Source organism: Brevundimonas sp. Marseille-Q4549, assembly GCF_976940555.1.
The window spans coordinates 745,006-770,164 of record NZ_CDRHXG010000001.1 but is presented as its reverse complement, the minus strand read 5'-3'; the positions used below and the strand labels follow the sequence as shown (position 1 = coordinate 770,164).

30 protein-coding genes and 1 tRNA gene are annotated in these 25,159 nt (G+C 66.3%); 13 read left to right on the top strand and 18 right to left on the bottom strand.

Translation table 11 applies throughout. The features are described 5' to 3' along the window. Nucleotides 1–61: 61 nt before the first annotated feature. Both ACWPV3_RS03900 and htpX read right to left on the bottom strand, forming a co-directional pair. Nucleotides 62–1,666 (bottom strand): M20/M25/M40 family metallo-hydrolase, encoded by a 1,605-nt coding sequence (locus ACWPV3_RS03900; RefSeq protein WP_453976906.1) that lies wholly within the window; start codon nucleotides 1,664–1,666, stop codon nucleotides 62–64. A gap of 82 nt (nucleotides 1,667–1,748) precedes the next feature. Beyond that, nucleotides 1,749–2,750, bottom strand: coding sequence for a zinc metalloprotease HtpX (gene htpX / locus ACWPV3_RS03895; RefSeq protein WP_453976905.1), 1,002 nt, complete (start codon nucleotides 2,748–2,750; stop codon nucleotides 1,749–1,751). 107 nt (nucleotides 2,751–2,857) lie between these two features. Here htpX and ACWPV3_RS03890 point away from each other — a divergent pair, with 107 nt between their 5' ends. The 3 genes from ACWPV3_RS03890 to arfB are packed head-to-tail and all read left to right on the top strand — an operon-like array spanning nucleotide 2,858 to nucleotide 4,029. After that, nucleotides 2,858–3,115: a DUF1674 domain-containing protein gene (locus tag ACWPV3_RS03890; RefSeq protein ID WP_409516243.1), complete on the top strand. Its 258-nt coding sequence runs from the start codon at nucleotides 2,858–2,860 to the stop codon at nucleotides 3,113–3,115. A 57-nt stretch (nucleotides 3,116–3,172) separates the two neighbouring features. Next, nucleotides 3,173–3,631 (top strand): YaiI/YqxD family protein, encoded by a 459-nt coding sequence (locus ACWPV3_RS03885; RefSeq protein ID WP_292086557.1) that lies wholly within the window; start codon nucleotides 3,173–3,175, stop codon nucleotides 3,629–3,631. Then, nucleotides 3,628–4,029 (top strand): alternative ribosome rescue aminoacyl-tRNA hydrolase ArfB, encoded by a 402-nt coding sequence (arfB, locus tag ACWPV3_RS03880; RefSeq protein WP_292086556.1) that lies wholly within the window; start codon nucleotides 3,628–3,630, stop codon nucleotides 4,027–4,029. Before ACWPV3_RS03885 ends, arfB begins: the two co-directional genes overlap by 4 nt. Nucleotides 4,030–4,125: 96 nt before the next feature. On the opposite strand, the gene ACWPV3_RS03875 is transcribed toward arfB, so the two are convergent. From ACWPV3_RS03875 to ACWPV3_RS03860, 4 genes are all read right to left on the bottom strand, one after another. After that, nucleotides 4,126–4,629, bottom strand: a complete 504-nt coding sequence (locus ACWPV3_RS03875) for a hypothetical protein (RefSeq protein WP_453976904.1) — start codon at nucleotides 4,627–4,629, stop codon at nucleotides 4,126–4,128. 14 nt (nucleotides 4,630–4,643) lie between these two features. Beyond that, nucleotides 4,644–6,131: a 2-polyprenylphenol 6-hydroxylase gene (gene ubiB, locus ACWPV3_RS03870; protein WP_453978499.1), complete on the bottom strand. Its 1,488-nt coding sequence runs from the start codon at nucleotides 6,129–6,131 to the stop codon at nucleotides 4,644–4,646. An 80-nt stretch (nucleotides 6,132–6,211) separates the two neighbouring features. After that, entirely contained in the window at nucleotides 6,212–7,000 is a 789-nt protein-coding gene (gene ubiE / locus ACWPV3_RS03865) for a bifunctional demethylmenaquinone methyltransferase/2-methoxy-6-polyprenyl-1,4-benzoquinol methylase UbiE (RefSeq protein ID WP_292086554.1), read from the bottom strand. A 31-nt stretch (nucleotides 7,001–7,031) separates the two neighbouring features. Further along, entirely contained in the window at nucleotides 7,032–7,736 is a 705-nt protein-coding gene (locus ACWPV3_RS03860) for a Crp/Fnr family transcriptional regulator (RefSeq protein ID WP_292086553.1), read from the bottom strand. 114 nt (nucleotides 7,737–7,850) lie between these two features. On the opposite strand from ACWPV3_RS03860, the gene ACWPV3_RS03855 reads away from it, so the two are divergent. From ACWPV3_RS03855 to ACWPV3_RS03835, 5 genes are all read left to right on the top strand, one after another. Beyond that, a complete protein-coding gene (locus ACWPV3_RS03855) occupies nucleotides 7,851–8,156 on the top strand; it encodes a 4a-hydroxytetrahydrobiopterin dehydratase (protein ID WP_453976903.1) in 306 nt (101 codons plus the stop codon). Then, a complete protein-coding gene (locus ACWPV3_RS03850; RefSeq protein ID WP_453976902.1) occupies nucleotides 8,153–8,950 on the top strand; it encodes an SDR family oxidoreductase in 798 nt (265 codons plus the stop codon). The genes ACWPV3_RS03855 and ACWPV3_RS03850 overlap by 4 nt, the downstream gene beginning before the upstream one ends. 89 nt (nucleotides 8,951–9,039) lie before the next feature. Beyond that, nucleotides 9,040–9,116, top strand: a tRNA-Arg gene (locus tag ACWPV3_RS03845). A 179-nt stretch (nucleotides 9,117–9,295) separates the two neighbouring features. Next, nucleotides 9,296–10,660: a DUF6538 domain-containing protein gene (locus tag ACWPV3_RS03840; RefSeq protein WP_453976901.1), complete on the top strand. Its 1,365-nt coding sequence runs from the start codon at nucleotides 9,296–9,298 to the stop codon at nucleotides 10,658–10,660. A 107-nt stretch (nucleotides 10,661–10,767) separates the two neighbouring features. Continuing rightward, nucleotides 10,768–11,163, top strand: coding sequence for a cupin domain-containing protein (locus ACWPV3_RS03835; protein WP_138142023.1), 396 nt, complete (start codon nucleotides 10,768–10,770; stop codon nucleotides 11,161–11,163). A gap of 405 nt (nucleotides 11,164–11,568) precedes the next feature. Here ACWPV3_RS03835 and ACWPV3_RS03830 read toward each other — a convergent pair whose 3' ends face one another. Further along, nucleotides 11,569–11,958 carry a DUF6538 domain-containing protein gene (locus ACWPV3_RS03830; protein WP_453976900.1) on the bottom strand — a complete coding sequence of 130 codons (390 nt, stop codon included), beginning with the start codon at nucleotides 11,956–11,958 and terminating at the stop codon, nucleotides 11,569–11,571. Between the two features lie 181 nt (nucleotides 11,959–12,139). On the opposite strand from ACWPV3_RS03830, the gene ACWPV3_RS03825 reads away from it, so the two are divergent. Then, nucleotides 12,140–12,418 carry a hypothetical protein gene (locus tag ACWPV3_RS03825; RefSeq protein WP_045811806.1) on the top strand — a complete coding sequence of 93 codons (279 nt, stop codon included), beginning with the start codon at nucleotides 12,140–12,142 and terminating at the stop codon, nucleotides 12,416–12,418. A gap of 72 nt (nucleotides 12,419–12,490) precedes the next feature. Beyond that, entirely contained in the window at nucleotides 12,491–12,706 is a 216-nt protein-coding gene (locus tag ACWPV3_RS03820) for a hypothetical protein (RefSeq protein ID WP_453976899.1), read from the top strand. 272 nt (nucleotides 12,707–12,978) lie between these two features. Here the strand turns inward: ACWPV3_RS03820 and istB are convergent, their stop codons facing one another. The 8 genes from istB to ACWPV3_RS03780 all read right to left on the bottom strand — a co-directional run bounded on the left by istB (nucleotide 12,979) and on the right by ACWPV3_RS03780 (nucleotide 19,429). Continuing rightward, nucleotides 12,979–13,707 carry an IS21-like element helper ATPase IstB gene (istB, locus tag ACWPV3_RS03815; protein WP_128115569.1) on the bottom strand — a complete coding sequence of 243 codons (729 nt, stop codon included), beginning with the start codon at nucleotides 13,705–13,707 and terminating at the stop codon, nucleotides 12,979–12,981. Then, nucleotides 13,694–15,205, bottom strand: coding sequence for an IS21 family transposase (gene istA, locus ACWPV3_RS03810; RefSeq protein ID WP_374036561.1), 1,512 nt, complete (start codon nucleotides 15,203–15,205; stop codon nucleotides 13,694–13,696). The genes istB and istA overlap by 14 nt, the downstream gene beginning before the upstream one ends. A gap of 275 nt (nucleotides 15,206–15,480) precedes the next feature. Then, complete coding sequence (locus ACWPV3_RS03805) at nucleotides 15,481–15,696, bottom strand: hypothetical protein (RefSeq protein WP_453976899.1); 216 nt, start codon at nucleotides 15,694–15,696, stop codon at nucleotides 15,481–15,483. Between the two features lie 72 nt (nucleotides 15,697–15,768). Further along, the gene (locus ACWPV3_RS03800) at nucleotides 15,769–16,047 is read right to left on the bottom strand and encodes a hypothetical protein (protein WP_045811806.1); all 279 of its coding nucleotides are present in this window, start codon (nucleotides 16,045–16,047) and stop codon (nucleotides 15,769–15,771) included. A 281-nt stretch (nucleotides 16,048–16,328) separates the two neighbouring features. Beyond that, nucleotides 16,329–16,520 (bottom strand): hypothetical protein, encoded by a 192-nt coding sequence (locus ACWPV3_RS03795; protein ID WP_453976898.1) that lies wholly within the window; start codon nucleotides 16,518–16,520, stop codon nucleotides 16,329–16,331. Nucleotides 16,521–17,368: 848 nt separating this feature from the next. Next, nucleotides 17,369–17,659, bottom strand: coding sequence for a DUF167 domain-containing protein (locus ACWPV3_RS03790; protein WP_453976897.1), 291 nt, complete (start codon nucleotides 17,657–17,659; stop codon nucleotides 17,369–17,371). Between the two features lie 74 nt (nucleotides 17,660–17,733). Further along, a complete protein-coding gene (locus tag ACWPV3_RS03785) occupies nucleotides 17,734–18,663 on the bottom strand; it encodes an electron transfer flavoprotein subunit alpha/FixB family protein (RefSeq protein ID WP_453976896.1) in 930 nt (309 codons plus the stop codon). 1 nt (nucleotide 18,664) lies between these two features. After that, nucleotides 18,665–19,429 carry an electron transfer flavoprotein subunit beta/FixA family protein gene (locus ACWPV3_RS03780; protein WP_312735418.1) on the bottom strand — a complete coding sequence of 255 codons (765 nt, stop codon included), beginning with the start codon at nucleotides 19,427–19,429 and terminating at the stop codon, nucleotides 18,665–18,667. Nucleotides 19,430–19,547: 118 nt separating this feature from the next. Here ACWPV3_RS03780 and ACWPV3_RS03775 point away from each other — a divergent pair, with 118 nt between their 5' ends. Further along, nucleotides 19,548–19,892, top strand: coding sequence for a hypothetical protein (locus ACWPV3_RS03775; protein WP_292086534.1), 345 nt, complete (start codon nucleotides 19,548–19,550; stop codon nucleotides 19,890–19,892). A gap of 9 nt (nucleotides 19,893–19,901) precedes the next feature. Here ACWPV3_RS03775 and ACWPV3_RS03770 read toward each other — a convergent pair whose 3' ends face one another. Together ACWPV3_RS03770 and ACWPV3_RS03765 are read right to left on the bottom strand one after the other, a co-directional pair. Then, the gene (locus ACWPV3_RS03770) at nucleotides 19,902–20,474 is read right to left on the bottom strand and encodes a cob(I)yrinic acid a,c-diamide adenosyltransferase (protein ID WP_453976895.1); all 573 of its coding nucleotides are present in this window, start codon (nucleotides 20,472–20,474) and stop codon (nucleotides 19,902–19,904) included. Between the two features lie 4 nt (nucleotides 20,475–20,478). After that, nucleotides 20,479–20,682 carry a twin transmembrane helix small protein gene (locus tag ACWPV3_RS03765; protein WP_292086532.1) on the bottom strand — a complete coding sequence of 68 codons (204 nt, stop codon included), beginning with the start codon at nucleotides 20,680–20,682 and terminating at the stop codon, nucleotides 20,479–20,481. Nucleotides 20,683–20,822: 140 nt separating this feature from the next. Here ACWPV3_RS03765 and ACWPV3_RS03760 point away from each other — a divergent pair, with 140 nt between their 5' ends. Both ACWPV3_RS03760 and ACWPV3_RS03755 read left to right on the top strand, forming a co-directional pair. Next, a complete protein-coding gene (locus ACWPV3_RS03760; RefSeq protein ID WP_453976894.1) occupies nucleotides 20,823–23,003 on the top strand; it encodes a TonB-dependent receptor domain-containing protein in 2,181 nt (726 codons plus the stop codon). Between the two features lie 104 nt (nucleotides 23,004–23,107). After that, the gene (locus ACWPV3_RS03755; protein ID WP_453976893.1) at nucleotides 23,108–24,265 is read left to right on the top strand and encodes a hypothetical protein; all 1,158 of its coding nucleotides are present in this window, start codon (nucleotides 23,108–23,110) and stop codon (nucleotides 24,263–24,265) included. 24 nt (nucleotides 24,266–24,289) lie between these two features. Here the strand turns inward: ACWPV3_RS03755 and ACWPV3_RS03750 are convergent, their stop codons facing one another. Continuing rightward, a complete protein-coding gene (locus ACWPV3_RS03750; protein WP_312735410.1) occupies nucleotides 24,290–25,039 on the bottom strand; it encodes a dienelactone hydrolase family protein in 750 nt (249 codons plus the stop codon). Nucleotides 25,040–25,159 lie beyond the last annotated feature (120 nt).

Genomic DNA, 25,159 nt, shown 5'->3' with positions numbered 1-25,159 from the left:
ACCGTCATTCCGGGGCCGAGCGAAGCGAGGAACCCGGAATGACGTTCATGCCGACCGTGCCTCAATCCGCCGGATATTCGAACGGGTCGCTGGGCGTCGGCTGCGTCGGCAACGGCATCCGCGGCAGGGGTTCGTCGCGGTTGGCGGCGTTCAGCAGGAAACTGGCCAGGATGACGGCCGCCTGACGCAGGTCTTCGGCCTTCAGGTGGTCGTAGCTGTCGATGCTGGTGTGGTGCAGGCGGCTGGAATAGTCGAGCGGGTCCTGGATGAACTGATACCCCGGCACGCCCACCGTCTGCATATAGACGTGGTCGGTGCCGCCCGAGTTGCGCAGCGACACGCTGGTCGCACCCATGCTGGCGAAGGGCGCCAGCCAGTCCTGGAAGATCGGGGCGGCGGCGACATTGCCCTCGGCGTTGATGCCGCGAATCTTGCCCGAGCCGTTGTCCAGATTGAAATAGGCGACCAGATCGCGATAGCCGGCGCGCGGCTCGACGGGCCAGCGGCTGCGCCAGGTGCGATTGTTCGACAGGCCCGCCAGCGCTGGATCGTTCGACGGCGCGCGCGTCGCCAGATGTCGGTCCACATAGGCGAGAGAGCCGAGGATGCCCTGCTCCTCGCCGTTCCACAGGGCGAAGCGGATGGTGCGTTTGGGCCGCACGTTCAGCGCCTTCAGGATGCGCGCCGCCTCCAGAACGACCGCACTGCCGGCCGCATTGTCCACCGCGCCGTCGGACGCCACCCAGCTGTCCAGATGGGCGCCGGCCATGACGTATTCGGTCCCGCGCGCCGTGCCGGGAATGTCGGCCAGGATGTTGTAGGCGTTGACGTCCTCGTCGTGGAACCGGACCTCGCTGTTCAGCTCCAGCGTCGGCGGGGCGTCGGTCAGGGCCAGACGCGCCAGACGGCGATAATCCTCGGCCGCCAGCTCCATCCCCGCCAGTTTCGGCGTGGCGCCCACCTGATAGGTATAGCCCGTGCCGTGCAGAAGGCCGCCGTCCCTCTGGGAAATCCGCACCCAGGCCAGGGCGCCCTGTTCGACCAGGAAGGCGTCCATCTTCGAGGCGAAATCGGCGGTCTCCAGCGACTTGCGGATGGCGGCGGGCGAATATTGCGGCTGGTTATAGGTGTTGCGCTCGGCCAGCTCGGCGCTGGTCCAGCGGCGGAAGGCCGGCTCGGTCGGCTCCGACCCCGTGCCCGGCTGGGAGATCATGACGATCTTGCCCGCCAGCTTGCCGCGCCATTTGTCGAAATCCTCCACCTTGGACAGGGGGGCGACGATCACCCCCGCGCTGATCGTTCCATTGGTGCCGGGCGTCCAGGCCACGGGAATGGCGCGCAGATCCAGCGGGCGCGGCGCGGTCATGCGGGCGCTGGAGCGGACGATGGACCAGCCCCGGCCGAACTCGAAACCCTCGGCGCGCACGTCGGACAGGCCGTAGTCGCGGAACTGCTGCTGCGCCCAGCGCTCGGCCTCGCGCATCTGGGGCGAGTTGGTCATCCGCCCGCCGATCCGGTCGGTCAGATAGGCGGCGGTCTGCATCACCTGGCTGTGGTTCAGCCCCTGATCGATGATGCCGTTGACGGCGACGCGGTCCACCGACTGGGCGGCGACCGGCGTGGCGAGCAGCGCCGAGGCGCAGACGAAGGCGAGCAGACGCGACATGAAACCCCCACGACGAAGCAGGTCCCTATCTGAAGCGATCCGGCCATCGAGTGCAAACCACGAGGAGGAACAAGAACCCGGATCAGCCCCACGGTCCGCGCGGCGGCGCGGTGATGGGCACGCCCGTGGTCGTGGTCGCGGTTGGAGCCGCAACTGAAGACGGGGCCGCCGCAGGCGCGACAGGCGCGGCCTCCACCACCGGTCGGGGCCGCAGCCCCATCCGCGCGCCCAATTCCATCAGGGCGCGGACCCGGTTGCCGGTCGCCGGATGGGTCGAGAACAGATTGTCCGCGCCGCGCCCGGCCAGGGGGTTGATGATGAACAGCTGGCCCGAGGCGGGATTGCGCTCCGCCGTCGGATTGTGGATGCGCTTGGCGTAGGCCTCGATCTTCTGCAGGGCGCTGGCCAGGGCCTGGGGGTCGCCGGCGATCTCGGCGCCGACGCGGTCGGCCTCGTATTCGCGACCCCGGCTGATCGCCATCTGCACCAGGCCCGCGGCCATGGGCGCCAGCAGCATCAGGGCCAGGGTTCCGATCAGTCCGCCCAAACCGCTTTCCTGGCGCTCGCGGTCGTCGCCGCCGCCGAAGAACAGGGCGAAGTTGGCCAGGGCGGCGATGGCGCCCGCAATGGTCGCCGTCACCGTCATGGTCAGTGTGTCGCGGTTCTTCACATGGGCCAGTTCGTGCGCCATCACCCCGCGCACCTCTTCGCGCGTCAGCATGTCCAGAAGGCCCGTCGTGGCGCAGACGGCGGCGTTCCGGGGATTGCGGCCGGTGGCGAAGGCGTTGGGCTGGTCGTTGGGAATGATGGCGACCTGGGGCTGGGGCAGGCCGGCGTCCCGCGCCATCTGGCGCACGTCGGCGACATAGTTCCTGACCACGGCGTTGGGATGCTGTTCGTCGACCGGCTGGGCGCGATACATCTTCAGCACGATCTTGTCGGCGTTCCAGTAGCTGAACAGATTCATCCCGCCCGCGAACAGCAGGGCGATCGCCATGCCAGGCCCGCGACCGATCAGATAACCCAGCCCCATGAACAGGGCGGTCATGACGGCCAGCAGCACGAAGGTCTTCAGATGGTTCATCGTCTCTTCCGTTTCGCGCGCGCCGGTCCGATCCTTCGCTACGTTGGCGTCGCGCGTTCGATCGCCTATTTGAGGCGGCCCGATCCCGCGCTCAAGGGAGCCGCCCTGTGACCGAACAGCCCACCCCCGCGCCCCAGCCGACCGAGGCGCAAGGCGCGCACGGCCCGGCCTTCAACACCGACGTGCCCCACGCCACGCCGGAACGCCCGCTGTCCGAGACGGCGCGCCGCGCCCTCCTGGAGGCCGCCGCACGGCGCGCGGCCGAACCGACGCCGGAGGCCCAGCCCGAACACGGCGGCCCCCGCGGGCCCGAACCGACGCGCTATGGCGACTGGGAAAAGAAGGGCCTGGCGGTCGATTTCTAGGCCTGTCGGCTTTTCCGGGCTTTTTCTTTTTCGACGGGACGCGCTAGGTCCGGCGTCATGGCCACCGCCCTCTACATCGACGCCGACGCCTGCCCGGTGAAGGAGGAGGTCTATCGCGTGGCGCGCCGTTATGGGCTTAAGACCTATGTCGTCTCCAACGGCTGGATGCAGGTTCCGCGCGAAGCCCTGATCGAACAGGTGGTGGTGGACGCCGGGCCAGACGTCGCCGACGACTGGATCGCCGAGCGGGCCGGACCAGGCGATGTGGTGATCACCGCCGACATCCCCCTGGCCGACCGCTGCCTGAAAGCCGGCGCCCAGGCGCTGAAATCGAATGGTCAGCCCTTCACCCCGGATTCGATCGGATCCGCCCTGGCGGGGCGGATGGTGGGCGAGCACCTGCGCTCCATCGGCGTGGCGACCGCTGGGCCGCCGCCCTTTTCGGCCGCCGACCGCTCGCGCTTTCTGCAGGCGCTGGATCAGGCCGTGGTCAAGGCGCGCAAGGCCGTTCCATGACGACCATACCCGAGGAGGAGCTGGAATTCCGCTTCTACCGCGCCGGCGGACCCGGCGGGCAGAACGTCAACAAGGTCTCCACCGCCGTGCAGATGCGGTTCGACGTCAGGAACTCACCCTCCCTGACCGAACCGGTCAAGGCGCGGCTGATGAAGCTGGCGGGCAGCCGCCTGACGCTGGACGGGGTGATCCTGATCAACGCCGTGCGCCACCGCACCCAGGATCGCAACCGCGCCGACGCCATGGCCCGGCTTCAGGAGATGGTGGACGCCGCCTCGATCAAGCCGGTCTTCCGCGTCCCGACGCGTCCGACCCGCGCCTCCAAGGAACGGCGTCTGCAGGCCAAGACCAGCCGGTCCGCCATCAAGTCCGGCCGGGGCAAGCCCAGGATCGACTAGGGTTCATCGACATTCGACCTTAGGACGCCCGCGTCGTCATTCAGGGGCTTCCGACAGGACGAATGGGAATGACCAAAAAGCCGGAAGGCCGCGCCGTCAGTCCTGAGCGGGGCGGAACAGAAGGGCGGCGATCTTGTCGTCGGCGTCGAAGCCGATCATCCACTCCGTGACCTGATTGTCGAACGTCACCTTGAACAGCTGGGCCTCGCCCTCCTGGCGCTGGTAGTCGACGGATTTCAGGGCGCCGAAGCTCTTGATCAGCGGCGTGACCTGGGCGGCCTGCTGGCGGATCTTGGACGCCAGGTCGGGGGTGAAGACGGAATAGTCGAAACCGGCCCCCTGCGCCGCCGCGATGACGCCGCGCAAGGCTTCCTGAGAGCGCGCGACGTCGGGCGCCTGGGCGTCGGAGGCGGCCGAGCCGGGACGCACGGTCTGGGTCTGACCCTGAGCTTGGCCCCGAGTCTGGGCCGGCGCGTCGAAGCTGTTGGGCACGGCGCCGGCGGCCGCGCCGGACTGGGCCAGGGCGAGGCGGGGCGTCAGCAGGAGGGCGGCGGCCAGAGGCGCAGTCGCAAGGGCAACGGTCTTCAGGGTCGTCTTCATGATGAAGGCTCCGGTCAATGCAGATAGGGCCACAGCGAAAAGCCCAGGGCCGCCAGGGCCGCGATCGTCGCGACGGTGACGGAAACCGCCAGCCAAGCCGGAGTTCCCGACTTTTCCATGACCACCGTCGTCGGCTGCGGCGGGTCCTGGACCAGACGCGAGATGGCGCGGGCGGCGGAGATCAGCTCGTTCAGGGCGTCGCGGGCCTGGGCCTGAGGCCCCAGCTCGCGGCGGATCCAGCGCTCGACCACGGGCTTGGCGGCGGCCCACAGGTCGTGATCGGGATTGAGGCGGCGCGCCACCCCCTCGACCGACACCATGGTCTTCTGCAACAGGATCAGTTCGGGCCTCAGCCGCATGTCGAACAGGGCGGTGATCTCGAACAACTGACCCAGCAGACGGCCCATCGAGACCTGGCTGGCGGCGCGGCCGATCACCGGCTCGCCCACCGCGCGCAGGGCCTGGGCGAAGGTCTCGACCGAATGGTGCGGCGGCACATATCCGGCCTCGAAATGGACGCGGGCGATGCGGTCGTAGTCGCGGCTGATGAAGCCCCACAGGATCTCGGCCAGATAGCGCCGCTCGGCCGGACCCAGCCGCCCGACGATGCCGAAGTCGATGGCTGTCAGATGGGCCGGGGCGCTGGCGAACAGATTGCCCTCGTGCAGGTCGGCGTGGAAGGCCCCGTGATCCAGCGCCTGCACCAGAAAGGCGCGCACCACATTGTCGGCCAGGAGGTCCACGTCCAGGCCCGGCAGATCGCGCAAGGCCGGGTCGGTCATGGGCACGCCCGGAGCCCATTCCAGCGTCAACACCCGCTTGCCCACCCCGTCCCAGACCACCGGCGGAGCGGACATGTAGCCGTCCTTGGCCATGACCTCGGCCATTTCGCTGGCGGCGGCCGCTTCCAGCCGCATGTCCAGCTCTAGGTCCAGAGAGCGGGCGATGGTCTCGACGAAGGCCTGCGGCTCCAGCCGTCGCGCCGCCGGCACGAAACGCCAGACCAGGGCCGCGCCCAGCCGCATCGAATCCAGTCCGTCGGCGACCCGGCGCTCCACGCCCGGCCGCAGCACCTTGACCGCCACCGCCCGGCCGTCGGCCAGGGTCGCCCGGTGCGCCTGAGCCAGAGAGGCGGCGGCGACCGCCGGTCCCAGGCCGATGAACAGGCTGTCGACCGGCCGCCCCAGCGACCGTTCGATCTCGCGCCGCGCCACATCTTCGGGGAAGGGCGGCAGGGCGTCCTTCAACCGCCCCAGGTCGCGGGCGAACTCCAGGCCGAAGATGTCGGCGCGCGTGGCCAGCACCTGACCCAGCTTGATCGCCACCGGCCCCAGATGCTCGAACGCCTTGCCCAGTCGCTGGCCGGGGCGGCCCTGACGGCCCGCCTTTCCAGAAAGCAGTTGCACGAACCGCGCGAAGGGCCGGGTCCAGGCCGGCAGCAGGGGCGTGACCTCGCGCGGGATCAGGGCGTCATGGCGCGCCAACACCCACAGCCATCCCATCAGCCGCAGGAAGGCGGCGACCGGGTGCTGCACCGCCACGGGCGCGGGCGGCGGCGGGGCCGTGCGATAGATCCGGCTGGTCAGATCGCCCACCCGTGGTGGATGGCGGCGATCCCGCCCGACAGATTGGTCACGGACACGCGGCTGAAGCCCGCCTGTTCGATCATCCGCTTGAACGCCGTTTGATCGGGGAAACGTCGGATGCTCTCGACCAGATACTGATAGCTGTCGCGATCCTTGGCGACCCAGCCGCCGATGCGCGGAATGGCGTGGAAGGACCAGGCGTCATAGACCTTGCGGATCGGCGTGGTCGTGGGCCGAGAGAACTCCAGGCACAGGAACCGGCCGCCGGGCTTCAGCACGCGCCGCGCCTCGGCCAGGGCCTTGTCGATATGGGCCACGTTCCTGATGCCGAAACTGATCGAATAGGCGTCGACCGAGGCGTCCGGCAGCGGCAGGTTCATGGCGTCGCCGACCGTCCAGCTCATCTCCGGCTCGCCGCCCTTGTGGACGCCCGCCAGGATCATTTCGGCGTTGTAGTCCAGCACGATGACCGAGGCGTCCTCGCCCCCGCGCCGCTGCTGCGCCGCGCGGGCCATCTTCGAATAGCGCCGCGCCATGTCGCCGGTGCCGCCCGCCACGTCCAGAATGGTCTCGCCGGGGCGGGGGTTCAGCTTGGCGGCGGCGATATCCTTCCAGATGCGGTGGACGCCCACGCTCATCAGGTCGTTCATCACGTCATAGTTGGAGGCGACGGAATCGAACACCCCGCGCACCATCTTCACCTTTTCGCGCGCGTCCACGTCGCGAAAGCCGAAGGAAGAGCGGTCGCCCTGCGAATGCGGGCCGTGCGGGGAGGCGTAGGTCATGGCGACGGTCTAGCGCGTCGCGACGGCCGCGTCACGCCGCCTGGGGACGCGGAAGATGCAGTTCCCTGGCCACCTCGCGCATCAGGCCGTAGCAGCCGCATGACGCCGCCTCCAGCCCGTCGCGGTCAGCGACGCGCACCCAGCCGCGACCGCGCTCGATCAGGCCCCGGTTCTCCAGCACGGCCCCGACCTCGGACACTGTGGCGCGCCGCACGCCCAGCATGCCGGCGATGTCGGCCTGGGTCAGGTCCAGACGATCCTCCTCGGCCCGGTCGTGCAGGACCAGAAGCCAACGCGCCAGCCGTTCATCCAGGGTGTGCTGGGCGTTGCAGGCGGCCGCCTGCTGCACCTGGGCCATCAATCCTTCGGTATAGCGCGACAGGGCCAGGCGCAGGCTCTCGCTGGCCTCCAGCGCCGCGCCGAACACCTCGGCGTCGCAACAGGCGGCCAGGCCTTCACGCTGGCTGACCGCCCGGCTGACGGCGCGCGCGTTCATGGGTCCGCACGTCACCCCGACCAGGCCCTCTCGCCCGATGGCGGCGGTCTCCACCGCCTTGTCGTCGGGCAGCAGGGTCATCAGGGAGACCACGCCCTTCAGCGGAAACCAGACCTGATCCACCGGCTCCCCCGCGTCGAACAGCACCTGTCCGCGCGCCATCTCGCGGGATTGCAGATGGGGTTCGATCCGCGCCCGATCCTCGGCGTCCAGGTCGGCGATCCAAAGATTGTTTCTCATCCGGCGCTCTCGGCTCCAACGGCGACGCTTTCTCAACGCCAAGCTTGAGGCCCCGTTCCGCCGCTTGCCGTCGTCGTCCGGGCGCCTTAGCCCTGTCGCAAAAGAGGAACGCCCATGACCGACGCCCGCCTTGACCCTGCGGAAGCCTTGAAATCCCTGCCGGACTGGCGTGTGGCCGACGACGCCCGACCGGCCCTGACCCGCACCCTGCGCTTCGCCGATTTCAACGCCGCCTTCGGCTTCATGACCCGCGTCGCCCTGACGGCGGACAAGATGGACCATCACCCCGAATGGTCGAACGTCTATGATCGGGTGGAGGTGCTGCTGACCACCCACGACGCCGACGGCGTGACCGACAAGGATGTCGCCCTGGCCCGTTTCATCGACCGGGCCGCCGCTGAAACCGGAGCCCGCGCATGAGCGTCGAACCCCGTCCCGGCCGCGTCGCCGGTAAAAAGGTCCTGATCACCGGCGCCGCCGGCGGCCTGGGCGAAGCCATGGCCTTCATGATGGCGCGCGAGGGCGCGACCCTGGCCCTGACCGACATCGACGGCGACCGCGTGGCGGACCTGGCCTGGCGCGTCAATCTCCAGAGCCCCGGCGCGGCCTTCGCCTACGCCCACGACGTCGCCAGCGAGGACGACTGGACCCGCGTGATCGACGCCGCCGCGGCCGACCTGGGCGGTCTGTCGGTCCTGGTCAACAACGCCGGCGTCGGCGGTCCCCTGGCCTTCGTCGAACAGGACACGGTCGAGAACTGGCAGCGTCAGTACGAGATCAATCTGCGATCCGTCATGCTGGGCGCCAAACACGCCCTGCCGCATCTGCGCGCCGCCGCACCGGCTTCGATCGTCAACATCTCCTCCATCGCCGGCCTGGCCGCCGCCCCCGGCATGGGCGCCTATAACGCCACCAAGGCCGGCGTCTGGATGTACACCAAGACCCTGGCGCTGGAGGCGGCCAAGGCCGACTGGAACGTGCGCTGCAACTCGGTCCATCCGGTCTTCATCAAGACTCCGATCCTGGACCCCTTCATCGCCATGGCCGGGGGCGACCCGGACAAGGCCGCCGAACGCCTGGCGCGCGGCATCCCCCTGAAACGGATCGGAGAGCCGGACGACGTCGCCTATTGTGTCCTCTATCTGGCGTCGGACGAATCCAAATTCGTCACCGGGTCCGAGTTCAAGATCGACGGCGGCATGACGGCCCAATAGGCCCCGAACACCTCAATCGGCGCATTCGGGATTGAGACCGTCCGCGCCTTGCTGTAAGCGCGTCTTCCCGGCGGAGCGATCCGCCCCGCGCACCCGTAGCTCAGCTGGATAGAGTGCTGCCCTCCGAAGGCAGAGGTCACAGGTTCGAATCCTGTCGGGTGCGCCACTTCCTCAAAACCTATTGAAAACGCTACAGGTTTACCGTCTGCGGGACCGTTTTGCGGCGATGTCTACACAACCTGTCTACACAATTCGACCGACGATCATGGCCTAACGCCCTCTAATCATTGGGTTAATCGTCAAAGCAGCGTCTACACAAAGCGTCTACACATTGTTCGAACGCATTTGGTCGAGAAACGCGGTCAGATTCACTATCGGCGACGTGTTCCCGAGTCTTTGCGCGGGGTCGTCGGCAAGAAGGAAATCTGGAGATCGTTGGGGACGGACAGCCCCACGGTCGCCAAGCGTCGCGCTTTACGAGTTGCGGCAGAGGTCGAACATGAGTTCGAGGTGGCAAGGTCGAGGGTCGGCCATATCGTCGATCAGATCGTGCTGAATGGGCTTTCCGAACGGGCACCAATTGTTGAACCCGTAACGGAAGCGGAACCGCTTCCGAGCATCACCTTCATTGATCTCTACGACGCTTACATGAACGATCCGACGCGGGATTGGTCGCCCACCACCCGGATGGCTTACCAGACGACGAAGCGGATCGTGATGGCGATCCTCGGGAAGGACACGCCAATCCGCAGCATCACGCGGACCCAGTGCCGCGAGATGATCGAGGTGCTGCGTTGGCAGCCTCGCAACGCCTCGAAGCTGTTCCCAACGCTCGGTCCTATCGAGATTGCGGAAAGGGCGAAGGCCGAGCAGCGCACCGATCTGATTAACGCCGCGAACATAAACACCTACCTGAACAAGCTGGGCGGCGTGCTGAACTGGGCCGTGAAGGAGGAAATGCTTGACCGTAATCCTGCCCAAGGACTGCGCGTGCCCGATCCCACCGCCCGTCGCGACAAACGGCATCCGTTCTCGACAAACCAGCTACAGACGATCTTCTCGGCACCACTCTACACCGGCTGTCGTGACGACGGGCACGGCTATGCCACGCCCGGCCCGGAGCGTCCTCGTCACGCCCGATTCTGGATTCCGCTGCTGTCGATGTTCGGCGGACTTCGTTTGAACGAGGCTTGCCAACTGGATGCGGCCGACATCCGGCGGATCGAGAACGTGGATTGCTTCGTCATCACCGAGCGGTCGGAGGAAGTCACTACCGACAAACGGCTGAAAACCGCATCGAGCGAGCGGGTCGTTCCTATCCACGTCATGCTGATCGACCTTGGCTTCTTGGACTTCGCTCGTCAGCGTAAGCGCGCTGGTGAAAGCAAACTGTTCGGCGAAGTGGGGATGGGGGCCACCGGCTACCGATCCACGACCTTCTCCGCGTGGTTCCGTCGCTTCGTGGCCAGAGCCGGGGCAGACTCACCGAAGACCTGCTTTCACAGCTTCCGCCACGGCTTTCGCGACGCCCTACGGGAGGCGCGCATCGACCGAGACATCGCACTCGCGCTCGGCGGGTGGACGACGGCGAGCGGGGCCGCGTCGGTTTCCGATGCCTATGGGAGCGGCTATCGCATCGCCACGCTGAAGGAGGCTATCGACCGTGTTCGATATACGGGCCTCGATTTATCGCACCTTTATGAACAATGAAGCACACCGCCGCCTGTCTGGTAACGATGATGTTTCGATTGATGCATATCAATGGTTTCCACCATCGAATATGGTAGCGTCACCATAACGCAATAGAGGAGAGCGTGATGAGGGGTTTTGTCGATGACATTGACCGGTTGACGGTCGAGAACAAGGATTTCCGCAGGGTGCTCTACACAGGCAAGCACCTTCAACTGGTGCTGATGGCTTTGCGACCCGGCGAGGAAATCGGCGAAGAAGTTCACGACGACCACGACCAGTTCTTCCGCATCGAAAAGGGCGAGGGAGAAGTGTGGATCGATAACCAGCGGACGAAGATCAAAGCGGATGACGCGATTGTCGTGCCAGCGGGTGCCCGCCACAACGTAATCAATACCGGCGACAAAAAGCTGAAACTCTACACTGTCTACGGCCCCCCCGATCACAAGGACGGAATCGTGCGCTCCACTAAAGGGGAAGCTGAGGCCAGCGAAGAGCATTTCGACGGCACCACAACGGAGTAGCTCGCGCAACGCCGCCGACACCCTGACCTACCTCCGAGAACCACGGTTTTTGGTCCTCGCCTATTGATGTGAAATGTGAGTTTAATAGCGAGGCTCGGTCGTCGTGCGAGACCGGCCCAGCCCGGCCAGTGGATTAGGCTTGACCCCCCTCAACCCTTTATCTCTGCCGGGCTGCTTCTTGAGGGAGATGCTTGGGTTCAGGATGGACGGATACACGTTCTACACGCTGCCCTCGTCGGCGAATGGGCGTCATTTCAGCCCGGCAACACTGCCATCTGACGAAGCCGCCATCGCACGAGCCACGGGTGCGCTGCGCGATTGTCCCGTGACCCAAGAAGTGGCCATCTGGACAGGCTCTCGGTTCGTAGCGAGGGTCGCTAAAGACCGAGACTAATAATCTATCTCTCAAGCGCGACGCTTGGCGACCGTGGGGCTGTCCGTCCCCAACGATCTCCAGATTTCCTTCTTGCCGACGACCCCGCGCAAAGACTCGGGAACACGTCGCCGATAGTGAATCTGACCGCGTTTCTCGACCAAATGCGTTCGAACAATGTGTAGACGCTTTGTGTAGACGCTGCTTTGACGATTAACCCAATGATTAGAGGGCGTTAGGCCATGATCGTCGGTCGAATTGTGTAGACAGGTTGTGTAGACATCGCCGCAAAACGGTCCCGCAGACGGTAAACCTGTAGCGTTTTCAATAGGTTTTGAGGAAGTGGCGCACCCGACAGGATTCCTCGTGCCGACCTGCTGGTAGGCCGAGCTATCGGCTGCTGATTGGGCGTCGTCAGCCATGATGATACTCCGCGAATCGGATGGATGAGCCGCGAAGCAGAGTCCTCGGATGGGCTGGGGTCAACGTCTCGAACGGTGCCGCACGACCGTCTCTGACGTCAGGCGGAGTCTTTCCTGCCAATCTTCCACCGCTATGGTCAGCAGGTCGCGGCAGGTCGCGTTGAGGGGGAGAAGTTTAGCCATGTGGAAGCTGGATCATGTCGTCCCGGCGTCTGACGTTGATTTGGAGGAACGGCGCCTTGGCGAAGTTCTGGCGAGCGCGGGCTACGATGTTGGGAAGTTGACGTTGAGCGGTTTGGCCCAGCAGGTGCTGGCCGAGCGGGCGAAGGCCACGGTGATGGCCATCGGGATCGAACCGTCGAACTGGCCACATTTTCCGCTGGGCAATGGCGGCGTCGAAGTGCGCTTCCAGTTCAGCCGCGAGGCGGATCAGGTGAACGCGAAGATGGCCTTGGCTTAAAAGCCGTTGAATTTAACGCTACGTCGGCTTGTTTTCGCGTATCATTGGTGGCCGGATCACATGGAGGCCACCATGACGCTTGAGACTTTCCGCCAAAGCCTTCTGTCGTTCTCTATCGCAGAGTGGGCCATTGTCGCCGTCGTCGTCATTTCCTTTGTTGCCGTCACAACGACGGTCGGCTTCGTAATGGGGCCGATTGTGGGCTACTCCGTCGTCATGCTCTCTCGACGGGCCAAGCGTCGGGGAACAGCCTTTGAGGCGGAGAAATCGGCCTCTACGACCAAATAGCTCATCCGGCGAAGCACTCCTGACGGTCTTCTTGAACCGTCTTCAGCGTGCGCGAGATGGCCGTCACCGTGGTCGTGGAGGCACGATGTAGGCGGGCGGTGGCCCGGATTGTCAATCGGCGTCTAAAAGGGACCCCCTATCGGCGTGCAATAGGGACCCCCTTTTGGGGTTCGTGATGGACGTCACGAGCGCACCGCTTGCGAGGGTTGGGGCGTAGGGAGGGCGTAGCCCGACCGGAGGCTCAACCCTCGCTTGGCGTTCTTTTGGTGGGGTCAGCTGCGGTGCTTGAAGCGCCAGCTGTCGTTGCCGGTCTCGACGATGTCGCAGTGGTGGGTGATGCGGTCGAGCAGGGCCGTCGTCATCTTGGGATCGCCGAACACGGTCGGCCATTCGCCGAAGGCGAGGTTGGTCGTGACGATCACCGAGGTCCGTTCGTAGAGCTTGCTGATCAGGTGGAACAGCAACTGGCCGCCGGAGCGTGCGAACGGCAGGTAGCCGAGCTCGTCGAGGACCACGACGTCGAGGCGGCAGAGGTGAGCAGCCAGCGCACCGGCCTTGCCCAGGCGGGTCTCCTCCTCGAGGCGGTTCACCAGGTCGACGGTGTTGAAGTAGCGGCCACGCGCCCCGGCGCGCACGACGTTGGTGATGATGGCGGTGGCCAGGTGGGTCTTGCCCGTGCCTGTCCCGCCGACCAGCACGATGTTGCGCCGGTTCGCCAGGAAGGCGCCGCTGTGCAGCGAGCGCACCAGCCCCTCGTTGATCGGCGTGTCGTCGAACACGAAGGCGTCCAGGTCCTTCACGGCCGGCAGCTTGGCTGCCGCCATCCGGTACCGGATGGAAGCCGCATGCCGGTGGGTCGTCTCGGCGCGGAGCAGGTCGGCGAGGATCTCCATGGTCGTGCGCTTGCGCTGCAGGCCGGTGGTGACCGCCTCGTCGAAGGCGCCGGCCATGCCCTTGAGGCCCAGGCCGGTCAGGGCCGCCATCATCTCATGCCGCTGCATGCAGGCCTCGCAGACTGTCGTAGCGGTCGCAGTCCGCCTGAGGCGGATGCCGCAGGGCAAGGTCATCCGACGTGACGATGCTCAGCGGCCGGGGCGGTTCGCGTCGGCGCGCCAGGATGTTGAGGATGACGTCGTCGCTCACGGTCCCGGCAGCGAGCGCCTCGCGCGCGGCGGCCTCGACCGGCTCCAGGCCGTCTTCCAGCACAGCCGCCAGAACCCGCACGAACCGGCGATCGGCTTCGTCACCCGCACCCAGCTTGCGCCTCAGGCGCGCCAGGGCGGGCGGTAGCTCCCAGTCCTGGAACGGCGCGCCATTGCGCAGGGCGCCGGGCTTGGTCGCCAGCACCGGCAGGTAATGCCATGGGTCATACAGGGTGCGGTCTCGACCGAAGAACCGGCGATGGTCGGCGACGACCTCACCCTCGCAACGCACGACGATCCGGTCGGCATAGGCGCGGACCTGCACCGTACGGCGTCCCGCTCTAGCCATCACCGAGTAGCGGTTGCGGTCGAAGCTGATCAGGCAGGTCCCGGTCACCGCGTGCTCGCTCTCGTGGAAGCCGTCGAACGGGCCCAGCATGGGCTGCAGCGCCGGGCGCTCGGCGGCCAGGGCCTGGGCGACCGTCAGCTCCTTCTGCTCGGGATGCTGGCGCAGCTCGCCCCAGCGACGGCATTCGGCCTCCAGCCAGCCGTTCAACTCCTCCAGGCTGGTGAAGCGCAGGCGCGGCTGGAAGAACCGTCCCCGCGCCGTCTGGACCTGGTGCTCGACCTGGCCCTTCTCCCAGCCCGCCGCCGGCGAGCAAGCCGTCGGCTCCACCATGTAGTGGCTCGCCATGACCAGGAAGCGCCGGTTGAACAGCCGGTCCTTGCCCGTGAACACAGTCGTCACCGCCGTCTTCATGTTGTCGTAGATCCCGCGCGTCGGCACCCCGCCGAAGAAGGCGAACGCCCGCGCATGCGCGTCGAACAGCATCTCCTGGGTCTCGCGCGGGTAGGCCCGAACATAGATCGCGCGTGACGCGCACAGTCGCATGTGCGCCACCTTCACCCGCATCGGCTTGCCCGCGATCTCCACGTCCTCGTGGCTCCAGTCGAACTGGTAGGCTTCGCCCGGCCTGAACATCAGCGGGATGAACGACGGTGCATCCGCCACGCCCCGGCGTCGCTTCAGCCGCCACCCCGCCGCGTAGCGCCGGACCGCGTCATACGACCCGTCGAACCCCTCGCGCACCAGTAGGTCATGGACCCGCGTCATCCGCAGCTTCTCGCGCCGCGGCCGCGCCTCGTCCTCTTCCAGCAGTTCATCGAGCCTGGCCTGGAACGGCCCCAGCCTTGGCAACGGCTGCACCGCCCGCCGATAGGCGAACTCCGCATCCGGCTCCCGGATCGCCTTGCGAACCACCTTGCGCGACAATCGAAGGTCACGCGCGATCGCTTTGATCGCCTTGCCGGACGCAAACTCGCGCCGGATCCTCAACACCGTCTCCAACACCAACATCCCGAACTCGCCGCCTGACATCCGCCAAGCCGCCACCGTTAGACCTCAGGAATGAGGGGTCCTTATTCGACGCCGATCACACCGCTAACGGGGTCCCTTTTCCACGCCGATCCACACGCAGGACCGCGTAGAAGCGATCAGGAGGTCGTTGGAAGCCGGTCAGGGCATCCGGGCCACCGCCCGCCTACATCGTGCCTCCACGACCACGGTGACGGCCATCTCGCGCACGCTGAAGACGGTTCAAGAAGACCGTCAGGAGTGCTTCGCCGGATGAGCTATTTGGTCGTAGAGGCCGATTTCTCCGCCTCAAAGGCTGTTCCCCGACGCTTGGCCCGTCGAGAGAGCATGACGACGGAGTAGCCCACAATCGGCCCCATTACGAAGCCGACCGTCGTTGTGACGGCAACAAAGGAAATGACGACGACGGCGACAATGGCCCACTCTGCGATAGAGAACGACAGAAGGCTTTGGCGGAAAGTCTCAAGCGTCATGGTGGCCTCCATGTGATCCGGCCACCAATGATACGCGAAAACAAGCCGACGTAGCGTTAAATTCAACGGCTTTTAAGCCAAGGCCATCTTCGCGTTCACCTGATCCGCCTCGCGGCTGAACTGGAAGCGCACTTCGACGCCGCCATTGCCCAGCGGAAAATGTGGCCAGTTCGACGGTTCGATCCCGATGGCCATCACCGTGGCCTTCGCCCGCTCGGCCAGCACCTGCTGGGCCAAACCGCTCAACGTCAACTTCCCAACATCGTAGCCCGCGCTCGCCAGAACTTCGCCAAGGCGCCGTTCCTCCAAATCAACGTCAGACGCCGGGACGACATGATCCAGCTTCCACATGGCTAAACTTCTCCCCCTCAACGCGACCTGCCGCGACCTGCTGACCATAGCGGTGGAAGATTGGCAGGAAAGACTCCGCCTGACGTCAGAGACGGTCGTGCGGCACCGTTCGAGACGTTGACCCCAGCCCATCCGAGGACTCTGCTTCGCGGCTCATCCATCCGATTCGCGGAGTATCATCATGGCTGACGACGCCCAATCAGCAGCCGATAGCTCGGCCTACCAGCAGGTCGGCACGAGGAATCCTGTCGGGTGCGCCATTTCTCCTGGCGTGGTCTACGTCAGGCGCCACCCAGGCGGGACACGATCTCGGGGTCGTTCTCGGAGAGGCGGACCTCGGCCTCGAACGCCTGTTCGGCCGTGGCGAGATCGTCGAAATCGCGCGGGTTCTCCAGGCGCAGACTGGTCAGGCGGTAGTCGTCGTCGCGGTGTTCGAGCACGACGCCGCTTCGGGCGTGGAGGACTTCGGTCATGGGCGATCCCTTTGCGGCCTTCGCCTGGGACAACGCTTAGGCCGCGCCTGCGATCCCGTTCAGGTGCTCGGCCAAGGCGCCAAAATCTATTTCGGAGCCGATAGTTTGGTTAGCGAGGACCAAACACCTTCGATACATATGGATGTCTATAAACAAAAGTATATTGAAGCCGCCCTTCGAGGGAATTACATTGGGGCCCAAATCAATCCGAATGGTCAGCAATGTGGCTCATAACATTCAGCGTCCTTATACTGGCCGCAAGCGATCTGGGCGTTGCAGCCAGCCGGGCTAACGCTCCGGCGGGATTGGACTTCCGTGCGGGATTCGCCATTGAAGAAAATGGAATTTGGGCGACCGAAATATACACACGTCGCGCAGAAAGCGGCGTATCGGAATGGGTGGCTAGACGGAGCCTCATGACGTCTGCGGGGCCTGAGCAGGTGCGCTGGACTTCCGGTTCATCATGCCCCGTGTTGGAGGATGTCGCATCCAGCCTGAACCACTTCCCGCTAGGCGGTCTTGTGATGCCCGACCTCAATCGAACCGGCCCGCGCCATTTCGTTTATCCAGCCCCAAGGCGCCTCGTTAATGGAGCGGCTGTCACCATTTGGGCGACGGGAATGTCTGGCGACGGTTTCGTCGATTACCGCTTGCAAGCCCAGAGCGGGAATGTGGCCGACTGGGCGCATCAAGCATCTGAAACGCTTGGCCCCTGTTGGGAACATAGGTGAAATCTATAGTCGCACCGCCGCCATGCCGGGCTTCTGCCCTTGCTGACGGCAACAAGAGCGGCGTCCCGCGCGGGGCCGGGACTAATGCCTCTCTGCAGACTTCGCCGTAGACAACGTTCACTCCGGCCGTGCGATCCCGTTCAGGCGCTCGGCCAGGGTGGCCTCGTCCAATCCCTCGACGGTGATCATCTTCAGGCGCGACTGACCCCCGCGCGCCAGGGCCAGCGACGACTTCGGCACGCCCAGGGCCTTGGCCAGGAGTTTGATCAGGGCGACGTTGGCCTCTCCGTCCACCGGACGGGCGCGCACGCGGACCTTCAGCACGCGTCGACCGTCGGGATCGGCGTCCCAGCCGTCGATCCGGTCGGCGGCGGCGCCGGGCTGAAGCTTGATCTGCAGTTGGGCCATGGGCGGTTTCACAGACGAAGAAGGGCGCGACGTCCGACGTCGCGCCCCTCCCTATCGACTTGGCGGACCGGGCCTCAGCCCAGGGCGGCCATCAGTTCGGGCACGGCGGTCTTGTAGTCGGCGACCAGGCCGTAATCCGCGACCTGGAAGATCGGAGCGTCGGGGTCCTTGTTGATAGCGACGATGGTCTTGGAGTCCTTCATCCCCGCCAGGTGCTGGATGGCGCCCGAGATGCCGATGGCGACATAGAGCTGAGGCGCGACCACCTTGCCGGTCTGACCGACCTGATAGTCGTTGGGCGCATAGCCCGCATCGACCGCCGCGCGCGAGGCGCCGATGGCGGCGCCCAGCTTGTCGGCCAGGGGCTCCATGACGGCATGGAACTCTTCCGCCGAACCCAGGGCCCGGCCGCCCGAAACGATGATCTTTGCGGCGCCCAGTTCGGGACGGTCCGACTTGACCATTTCCTCCGAGACGAAGGCGGTCTTGGGCGCATCGGCGCCGGCGACGGATTCGACCGAGGCCGAACCGCCTTCGGCGGCGGCGTTGAAGGCCGTCGGACGCACGGTGATGACCTTCTTGGCGTCGGACGACTGCACCGTCTCCAGCGCATTGCCCGCATAGATGGGCCGCACGAAGGTGTCGGGGGACACGACCTCGACGATGTCGGAGATCGGGGCCACGTCCAGCTTGGCGGCGATGCGCGGCGCGAAATTCTTGCCGTCGGTCGAGGCCGGGGTCAGGATCGCATCATACTCAGCGGCCAGCGGCACGACGGTCGCCTCGACCGCCTCGGCCAGGCCGTGGCCCAGACCGGCGCTTTCGGCCAGCAGCACCTTGCGGACGCCCGCGATCTTGGCGGCGCTGTCGGCGGCGGCCTGCGCCCCCTGCCCGACGACCAGAACGTCCACGTCGGACGACAGGCCCAGAGCGGCGGTCACGGTCTTGTTGGTGGTGTCGCGAACGGTCGAACCGTCGTGATCGGCGATGACGAGGACAGCCATATTACAGCGCTCCCGCGGACTTGAGCTTGGAAACCAGTTCGGCGGCGTCGGCGACCTTGACCCCGGCGGAACGCTTGGGCGGTTCAGTGACCTTCACGACCTTCAGACGATCAGCGACGTCGACGCCGTAGTCGGCGACCGCCTTGACGGCGATCTCCTTCTTCTTGGCCTTCATGATGTTGGGCAGCGACGCATAGCGCGGCGTATTCAGCCGCAGGTCCACCGTCACCACGGCGGGCAGGTCGGCCGCAATCGTTTGAAGGCCGCCGTCGACTTCGCGCGTCACCGTGGCCTTGCCGCCGTCGATGACCAGCTTGCCGGCGAAGGTGGCCTGGGGCCAGTCCAAGAGGGCGGCCAACATCTGGCCCACGGCATTGTTGTCGCCGTCGATGGACTGTTTGCCCATCAGGACCAGATCGGGCTTCTCCTCGTCGACCACCGCCTTCAGCAGCTTGGCGACCGCCAGCGGCTCAAGATCCGTATCCGACTGGATCAGCAGGCCGCGATCCGCGCCCATGGCCAGGGCCGTGCGGATGGTTTCCTGGGCCTGGGTCACGCCGATGGAGACGACCACGATCTCGGTCGCGGTTCCGGCGGCATGATGCTCCTTGCCTTCCTTGAGACGAACCGCCTCTTCGACCGCGATCTCGTCGAAGGGGTTCATGCTCATTTTGACGTTGGCCAGATCGACGCCCGACTGATCCGCCTTGACGCGGGCCTTGACGTTATAGTCGATCACCCGTTTGACGGGGACGAGTACCTTCATGGGTCTATCCGTGAAATCGCCTGAATGTGTGGGCAGAGGACATGGAGCGGTCGCGAAGGCCTGTCAATGTAACGCGGCGTCAGGTTTCAAGGCCGGACCCGCCCTAGCGGACCGAGACATGAAGCGTTTTCTGACCTTTCCCCGCCTGGCGATGCTGTTCGCGGGCGTCTTCGGCCTGGCGGTCATCGGCATTTTCGCCTTGCAGGATTACTGGGTCGCGCCCGGCAAACGCTGCGAGGCGGCCGGCAAATGGTACGACATGGACAATCGCATCTGCGCCCAGCCCATCTCCATCGCCCAGATCACCGGCCGGCCCATCGGCGTCTCGCGCGCCCAGGCCTCCGAAGAGAAGAACCGCGAACTGGTGCGCATCGAAAGCGAACTGGCCGCCCAGGACCGCGCCCGCGCCGCCGAGGTCGAACGCCAGAAGGCCGCCCTGGCCGCCGCCCGCCCGGCGACCTGATGGGAAAGATCAGCGCGTCGCGCCGGGCTTCCATTTGACGTCGTCGGCCCCGTTGGCGTTGGCGCGGCGGCCGGCGACGAACAGATGGTCGGACAGGCGATTCAGATATTTCACCGCCGCCGGGTTCACCTCGACCCCGCTTTCCATCAACCGCACCGCCTCGCGCTCGGCGCGGCGACAGACGGTGCGGGCGACGTGAAGATGGGCCGATAGGGGCGAACCGCCCGGCAGGATGAAGCTGTCCAGCGGCTTCAGGCTCTCGTTCATCCAGTCGATCTCGCGCTCCAGCCGTTCGACCTGGCTGTCCAGGATGCGCAGCGCCTCCCAGGCGGGGGGCGGGTCCAGCGGGGTGGCCAGGTCGGCGCCCAGGTCGAACAGCTCGTTCTGGATACGACCCAGCATGGCGTCGATCCGGTCGTTCTGACCGCTGTTCAGCCGGGCCACGCCGATGACGGCGTTCAACTCGTCCACCGCGCCATAGGCTTCGACCCGGCGGTCCGTCTTGGACACGGGCGCGCCCGACGCCAGCCGTGTGCGGCCCTCGTCGCCGGTGCGGGTGTAGATCTTGTTCAGCGTCACCATGGCCTCACCCTCCGCTGGTCGCCTTCCACACCATGCCGCCGACCAGCAACAGCACCGCCACGGCCTGCAGGGCGACGCGCAGCCGCATCAACCGGTTGGAATGGGTCCGCGCATAGTCGCCGCCTCGGAACAGCGAATAGAGCCCCAGCCCCAGGGTGACGGTCACGGCCAGGATGGCGAGGGCGATCAGGATGTCGATCAACTGCATGTCGTCCTTCTAGGCCCGCCCCGCCGTCCTGACCAGCGGCGCAGCCATGCCGACTTCCTTGCGACCGATGGGCGCACCCCCCTTGGTCAAGCTTGCGAATGATGTTGAGAGGCGCTCGCAAATAAGGGGCCTTTCTGCTTATGACCGTCTCGACCCGCGCCCGGCTGCTGTCCGGCGCCGCCTTCGTTCTCATGCTGACCACCGCCGGCGTCGCCGCCCAGGCGAATCCGGCCGCCGACGACCAGTCACGGGGACCAGCGGCGCCCGTGGCGGAACTGGGCGAGGTGGTCGTCACGGCGGCCGGATTCGAGCAACGGATCAACCAGGCCCCGGCCTCGATCAGCGTCCTGCCCCGGGCCGAGATCGAAGAGACGCGCGCGGTCTCCATCGCCGAGATCCTGAACACGGTCGAAGGCGTCGACACCGGCGCGGCCGTCGGCAAGTCGGGCGGCCAGACCATCAACATCCGGGGCATGGGTTCGGACTACACCCTGATCCTGATCGACGGCCGCCGCCAGAACACGGCCGGCAGCGTCACGCCCAACGGCTTCGGCGAGACCGCGACCAGCTTCCTGCCCCCCGTATCGGCCATCGAACGGGTCGAGGTGGTGCGCGGCCCCGTCTCCACCCTCTATGGTTCGGACGCCATGGGCGGGGTGGTCAACATCATCACCCGCAAGATCGGCGATCGCTGGGTCAGCGCGGCGACCGCCCATTACACCGTCCAGGGCGACGACGAATTCGGCCCGATCCGGGGCGGCGACCTCTATCTGGCCGGCCCCCTGATCAAGGACCGCGTCGGCTTGTCGCTGCGCGCCTCCCGCTCGGAGCGCGAACAGTCGCGCCTGACCTTCCAGGACGTTTCCGGCGCCGAGGCGCCCGTGACCGGCTTCGGCCGCAGCGCCACCGCCAACCGGATCTGGTCCGCCGGCGCCCGCCTGGCCTTCGACCTGCACCCCGACCACGACCTGTGGATCGACGCCGATTTGGCGCGTCAGTGGTACGATAACTCCAAGGGCCAGATGGGCACGGCGACCACCGCCGGCGGCTACGACAAATTCCTGGAATTCAACCGCGACCAGTTCGCCGTCGCCCACAACTGGCGCCTGCCCTTCGGCGTGCTGGAATCCAACTATTCGGTGGGCCGGACGGAAACGAAGGGCCGCATCATCCCCAATGGCGTAGCCGGCGCGGGCGGCCCCCGCACCCTTGAGAGCGAGAACCGCATCCTCGACAGCAAGCTGTTCTCGCAGTGGGGGGCGCACACCTTCACCATCGGCGGCCAGCACTGGGAGGCCGAGATGACCGACGGCGTGGTGTCCGGCGCCTTCCGCCACACCCAATGGGCCGTCTTCGCCGAGGACGAATGGCGGTTCACCGACGCCCTGGCCCTGACGGTCGGCGCTCGCCACGACGATCATTCGACCTTCGGCGCCCATTTCAGCCCCCGCGCCTATCTGGTCTGGAACCCGTCCGAGGTCTGGACCGTCAAGGGCGGGGTCAGTCAGGGCTTCAAGACCCCCCGGCTGGAACAGCTGGCTTCGGGCATCAACGGCTTCGGCGCCCAGGGCCGCCTGCCCCTCTTGGGCAGTCCCGGCCTGAAGCCCGAGACCTCGACCTCGACCGAGTTCGCGGTTCTCTATGACGACCACGACCGCCTGCGGGCCGGCCTGACCCTGTTCCACAACCAGTTCGACGACAAGATCGCCACCGGCGTGCCCATCGCCAACTGCCTGTTCGGCCTGACCGCCGCCCAGTATTCGGCCGGCGGCTACAACACCTCGGGCTGCTACGACGTGGGCTTCTACACCCCCTATATCTCCACCGTCGCCAGCTTCGGTCAGTCGGTGAACATCGACGAGGCGGTGACGCAGGGGATCGAGGCCACGGCCCGTTATCGCTTCGCCGAGGCCTGGACGATCCAGGGCAACTACACCTTCACCGACAGCGAGCAGAAGTCCGGCGCGGCGGCCGGGGCGCCGCTGACCGACACGCCGCGCCACATGGTCAATGGCCAACTGCGCTGGCGGGCCACGGACCGGATGAATCTGTGGCTGCGCGGCGAATATCGGTCGGAACGCTATCGCGGCGCGGGCGCGGCCCAGGACGCGCTGGGCGACTATGGCGCCTACAGCCTGTTCCATCTGGGCGGCGCCTATCGGGTGGACGACCACCTGACCATCCATGCCGCGGTCTACAATCTGTTCGACAAGGATTTCGTCAGCCTGCTGCCCTATGGGACGCCGGTCGCCTATGCGCCGGAATACGCCAACAATCAGGAGCCGCGCCGTCTCTGGGTCTCCGTGAGCGCCGCCTTCTGATCCGGGGCCCTTGCGCCCGACGAACGGGGATCGTTCCGTCGATCCCCGTTCTTTTCCCGCAAAGCTAAGCCATTGGTCATCATTGCCGTGGCAGATTGCGCCGCATGTCTGATCGCGCCGTCCGCAGTCTCGAACACCTCAAGGGGTCGGCCTCCACCGCCCGGGTCCTGAACCTGCTGCGGGTGTGGGAGGAAAACGGCGACAGCCGCGCCGACGGCGCCGTGCGCAATGCCGACTGGGCCGCGCGCCCCATCTTCCGCACCACGGCGCTGAACCGCGCCCTGTTCATCAAGCACCGGCTGCGCCGCAACGAGACGGACCTGTTCACCGGCCGCCGCCAGGTCGCCACCAAGGTGATCATCCCCATCGACGAGGACGATCTGAAGACCGGCGGCCGCTACCTCTTCGTCAACCAGATCGGCTTCGAGCGAATGATGATGGAGGCGTTCGGCGTGCCGTCGTCCCATCCGGACCTGGAAACCCTGCGCCTGATCGACAAGCTGCCGTCGCTGGATCCCTTCCTGCTGCGCGAGCAGCTGCGACGCGGCGGGCTGGATCCGTCGCCCTGCTACTTCTCGATCAGCGACAGCGACCTGCAGCGGATGCTGGCCTTCGTTCGGTCCGAGATCGAACCCCTGGTCACGCTGAGCCTGGGCGGAGACACCATCGCCGTGGCCTCCGATTCGGCCTCGCGCATGGCGGCGAAGATCCTGTCCAATACGCCCGGCGACCAGCTGGACGCCCTGCGCCTGACCCTGCGCCTGGCGCCCGAGCAGTATCAAGAGGGCGTCTTCTGCTGGAAGGGCTTCCTCTATTACAAATGGACCCTGTCGGCCCTGCTGGGCGACGTAGCCGCCGTCGCCGAGGCCGTGCGCACCATCAAGCCTATCGGCAAGACCGACGACGCCGCGCGCGAATTCCTGTCCCGCAGCCGCGACGTCCTGCGCGCCCGGATCATCAAGACCTGCGACGAGGTCAGCCGCACCCTGCGCGTCTATGACGACGCCTACTCCAAGCTGACGCGCGAGGGTCAGCCCACGGCCTTCCGCGACTTCCTGCTGGATGCGCCGGCCATGTTCGCCAAGCTGGGCGACCAGCTGGGCGCGGTCCAACACATCGTCAGCTACTGGCGCTTCCGTTTCGCCCCCGGCGCGCCCCCCGCGAACGTCGAGGAACTGATGGACATCTTCATGGACTTCGAGACGGGCCTTTTGGGTCGGGGCGAATTTCCCGACGCCATCCCCGGCGCCCTGGCCGCCTGACTTGCCGGGCCCCCAGGACAGGGCTCAGAACGGCGGAGAGACATCGGTCAGGAAGGCCTGAAAGCGGCGCAACGCTTCCTCGGTCAGGGCCGGGTCGTGTCGCATCGGCCCGTTGTTCGTTCCCTCGTCGAAGGCGTGAGTGCCGACCGCGATCCAGCTTTCCACCTCGGCCCCGCAGTCGCGGATCATGGCGTTCACCTGTTCGGCGTTGCGCACCGTGGTCAGGTGGTCGCGCTTGCAGGTCACGGCCAGGACGCGCGGACACAACCGCCACGGCTTCATCCGGTTGAAGGCGAACGGGCCGATGTAGGGATACATCAGCCACACCGCCTTGATCCCTGACAGGTCGGCGGTCTGGGGATCGGCGACGCCCATGGCGCCGGGGCTCCGTTCGCCGCTCATCAGCTCCATGATCGACCAGCCGCCGTGGCTCCAGCCGGCCAGGGCCAGCCGCGTCTCGTCCACGTCGGGGCGCGCCGACACCGCCTGGATCGCCGCCAGGACGTCGCCCGCCCGCTCGCGCCCGCGTAGCACAAGCCCGGTGCAGACCGTCGTCAGGGTGAAGGCCCGACCCCAGCCGCGCGGCCCGTAGGAATCGACGACGAAGGCGCGCCATCCCGCCGCCCTGGCCGCCTCGGCGTAGCGCGGCAGATGTTCGCGCAGTCCGCCGCAGCCGTGAAACATCAGCACCGCCGGGCGGGGCCTGTCGTCGTCCGGACCGACGACGGTCACATGGGGCGCCAGCCGCTCCCAGCGGCGTTTCAGATCGTCCATGCCCTTCTTAGGCCGCAAGGCGGGCGCGAACGCCAGCCCCCAAAGATCGACCCCTTGCGCATTTCAATGTTTCGATATATCTGAACCGGCATGATTAGATATATCGAAAAGGAATGGACA